Source organism: Algoriphagus sp. NF, assembly GCF_028823735.1.
Lineage (GTDB): Bacteria > Bacteroidota > Bacteroidia > Cytophagales > Cyclobacteriaceae > Algoriphagus > Algoriphagus marincola.
In genome coordinates this window covers 1-3,472 of the sequence record NZ_JAPEIB010000077.1, presented here as the reverse complement: position 1 = coordinate 3,472, position 3,472 = coordinate 1, and the positions used below count along the sequence as shown (strand labels likewise).

Annotated in this window: 4 protein-coding genes; all 4 read left to right on the top strand. The window is 37.1% G+C overall.

Annotated features, from left to right (window positions below):
• Window positions 1-514: hypothetical protein (locus OU792_RS18260; protein WP_274671012.1), on the top strand; the 514-nt coding region annotated here is incomplete at its 5' end.
• A 371-nt stretch (window positions 515-885) separates the two neighbouring features.
• A complete protein-coding gene (locus OU792_RS18255; protein WP_134201508.1) occupies window positions 886-1,095 on the top strand; it encodes a hypothetical protein in 210 nt (69 codons plus the stop codon).
• Window positions 1,096-1,272: 177 nt separating this feature from the next.
• Complete coding sequence (locus tag OU792_RS18250) at window positions 1,273-2,331, top strand: BF3164 family lipoprotein (protein WP_166669392.1); 1,059 nt, start codon at window positions 1,273-1,275, stop codon at window positions 2,329-2,331.
• A gap of 53 nt (window positions 2,332-2,384) precedes the next feature.
• Window positions 2,385-3,472: DUF4221 family protein (locus OU792_RS18245; protein ID WP_274671011.1), on the top strand; the 1,088-nt coding region annotated here is incomplete at its 3' end.

Genomic DNA, 3,472 nt, shown 5'->3' with positions numbered 1-3,472 from the left:
ATTGAGGTTGAATTTTGCTCATTATTCAATCGGTAATTCTCGAAAAGAGCCTATATCAGCACTAAACGATCTTTTCCAGGAGGATTACTCTGGATTGATTTATCAAGGAAAGTTATTGTCCAATAAAGAGCGAATAGTCTTTACTTCCTATTTTTCAAGTTTTTGGTTTGTTCTGGATAAAAAGTCAGGGGAGGTACAGTTTGGAAAGTATCTCCATGATTATGAGAAACCCAAGGTGCTCGATGAAGGTGGGATAGTCATGCTAGAAGATGCCCCTGAGTTGATTTATGATTCTTTTATGACTCCCAATGAAATTCTGATCATTTCAAATGTTGGGCATACTGATTATCCAGATCAGCGAATTTTGGATGTTTATGACTTGGAATTTAATTATTTGAGATCCTATCCATTACCTAATCTGAATGATACGACTCCCGATGAGGTTTTTACCTTTAAGGAATCTGAAGTTGTAATTTTGTATGAGGATAAATTGTTTTTCTTTCAAATTGAATAATGGGAAAATCCTATCGTCAATTTACTAAAACAATAGGAGGATTATTCAAAACTCTTTCCCCGCTGTGCTACTTCACCAGAAGCCGCTCAGCGAAAAATTGACAAAAACCTTCGGGGTTTCTAAAACCCCAAAGGTTAGCGCAGCCGTCACATGATCTGAAATTCAGCCATAAACCTAGAATATGGGAATCAAAAGAAAGCGCAGACTCCTTTGGATCAGTGCTACTTAGAAATTATTAACTAAATTTGGCTAAAGCAGTAAAAATTATTTAGGAAAACCTTGTTTTTCTCATGGGGGGGGCTACTTTTAGTTCAAGTTTTCAGCGCTGTGAGCTTTTTTAATCAATCGTTTAATTTTAAATCTTTGAAAAAATGAAAAATTTCATCAAAAGTATTTGCTTTGGGTTGCTCTTCCTTCCTATGGTCATGTCTCAAGAGTCAATGGCAGAACCTACTGTTATTTGTTGTTTAGAAAATCCATGGATAGAGTGTGCTGTTGTCGTGTATTTCGATTCAGACGGTAATCAGGTTGATTTCAATGTAGCAAAAGGTACTGAAGTTCGCTGTCCATCTTACATGTAACTTGATCTTTTATTTAGCTTGTTTTCTTTTCCGATCATGAAATCGAGCCTTTCTTAATAAGACAGGCATGATGTAGTCATCACACTTTGTTTTTTCTCGATCTATCAGGGCAAGCATGCGAGATTCTCCCGATTCTCGGGACAGGCTATGTGGCCATTGAAAAATAATTATAGACACATGAAAAATAGTCTTCTTTTCTCTTTTGTAGTTTTAATTTCACTATTTGTTTCTTGCAGTAAAAAAGTCGAATTGACGGATCCATTGGAGGAATTTGACCGGTCAAGAAAACTGAGTGCTCTACCCTTATCCTCCGCCGATTCACTGTTTCGAGCTTGGAACATGTATTTGGTGGAGGATAAATTATTGATTAATGACGATGGATTGGACTATATCTATCGATTGATCGATCCTGTCGAAGATGGATACTTGGGGAAGTTTGGCCGTTCAGGTCAGGGTCCCTGCGAACTTAGTGCTTCTGTATTTTTGAACAGATACGGAAGTGATGGGGAGAATATGGGAATATATGATGGCTCTCAAATCCGCTTTCAAAGCTTTCCGGTCTCCTCTCTTGAAGACTCAACACAAACTGCTGATTGTGAACCTTATTTGTTTCCAATTAACGGTCTTTTAAGACAGTTTGTGAAGCTCGATTCCATCCGGTTTTTAGCTTCCTCACTAGACGGTGGTCAGCCTTACAACCTATATTTTAAAGCTGAAAATGTTCAGTCTTTGGGCGCATATCCTTTTCAGGATGATTTTCCAGCCGTTCCGGCCATGAATTTAGCATTAGCTTATCAATTTATTTTTTTTAAGAACCCAAAGAGTCCGAAAACATTAAGCACCTCTTATTATTCTTTTAATATGGATGTACTGGAACTGAATAAGAATGGGGACTTAGAACTATCAGCCTCACGACATTATTGGCCTACGCTATTTGATCCATCAGAAAACTCCTCAAGAGTTTCTTCCACTATTCTGCCAGATGCAGTTTTTGGAAATATCAGTACCGCTGTCTCGGCGGATAAAATCTATGTGCTTTACAATGATTTACCTTGGAATAACGATCTATTTCAAACAAGCAGCAGGATTCTTGTTTATGACTGGGATTTGAATCCCATTGAAATTCTGGAATTAGATCAAGAGGTCAGCCGTATTGCCGTACATGAAGATGACAACTACCTGGTGGGATATGTCGATGATGGGAAGGCTAATCTTTTCAGGTTTGATTTGAGGTAAAAGTCTAAGTGAATACTTTTATATAATTCCGCTTAGATGGAATTCGTAGATTTATGAAAAAATTAGACCTTTTCCTGAGGGTAAAACTTGCCTCGGTTGCTCTTCTATTTCTTGGACTATTTTCCTGTTCAGAGAAGAGAACTGTTCCTGTTTCTTTTTCCCCTGAAGTGGTTTCGAAGTATTTCCATACCGGTAACTCGCTAGGCCAATTTTATTTTTTTAATCAAGTAAGGAATGATTCATTGATCGTATTTAATGCTTTTAACCATTCATTTGATATTATCGATACGCGTGTGGATTCGGTGGTTTCTTCCATTCCATTTGAATTGAATGGACCAAATGCTGTCAATGAGATCACTAGCTTTTTTTACCACAATGAAGATTCTATTTTTTTGGCAGAGAATAATCAAGCCATTGTATTGATCACTAGTAAAGGACAGTTGAAGAGAAGGTATAGTGATTTTGAGAGTAGCTTTGACATTGATGAAAGAGAGAAGGTATATGATAATAGTCCTTCCCTTCGATTCGCATCACAACTTTTATATAATTCAGAGGCGCAAGAAATATTCCTTTATTTTATGAGTTTTAATCAACCTGAGAAGAAAAGGATATTTGCCTCATATTCACTAGAGACGGGAAAATCGAAATCTATCCCCGTTTACTATCCGGAAGAATACCTAGGCCAAAAGCTTGATTTAAGTAAACTTTTTTTGACTTCAGCTACGCTTGATGGAAAGGGCTTCGCATATATTTTTTCGGGCAGTCCAAAGGTTTTCCGATATGATTTTCATAGTTCCATTGTCAGTTCTGTAGAGGCAAATCCACCTTGGACAAAGGTCAAAGCTGATGATATTCCATTCGGTCCAATGACTTCTTCTGAAAAACAGTCATTCATGGCGGAAAATCCTTTCTATTATAAAATTTTCTATGACTCTTATAGAAACGTTTACTATCGATTAAGTAGTCCTCCCCGGCCAAACTCCAATGAGGCCGATTTTCACTATGTTAATTACAATAAAATTTTGGTTTCGGTTTTGGATTCCAAGCTTAATTTGATTTCGGATTTTTATCTGCCAAAGGAGGATACTTATAATGTGGGATTTTCATTTGTGACATCCGAAGGGCTTTGGATTAGTTATAA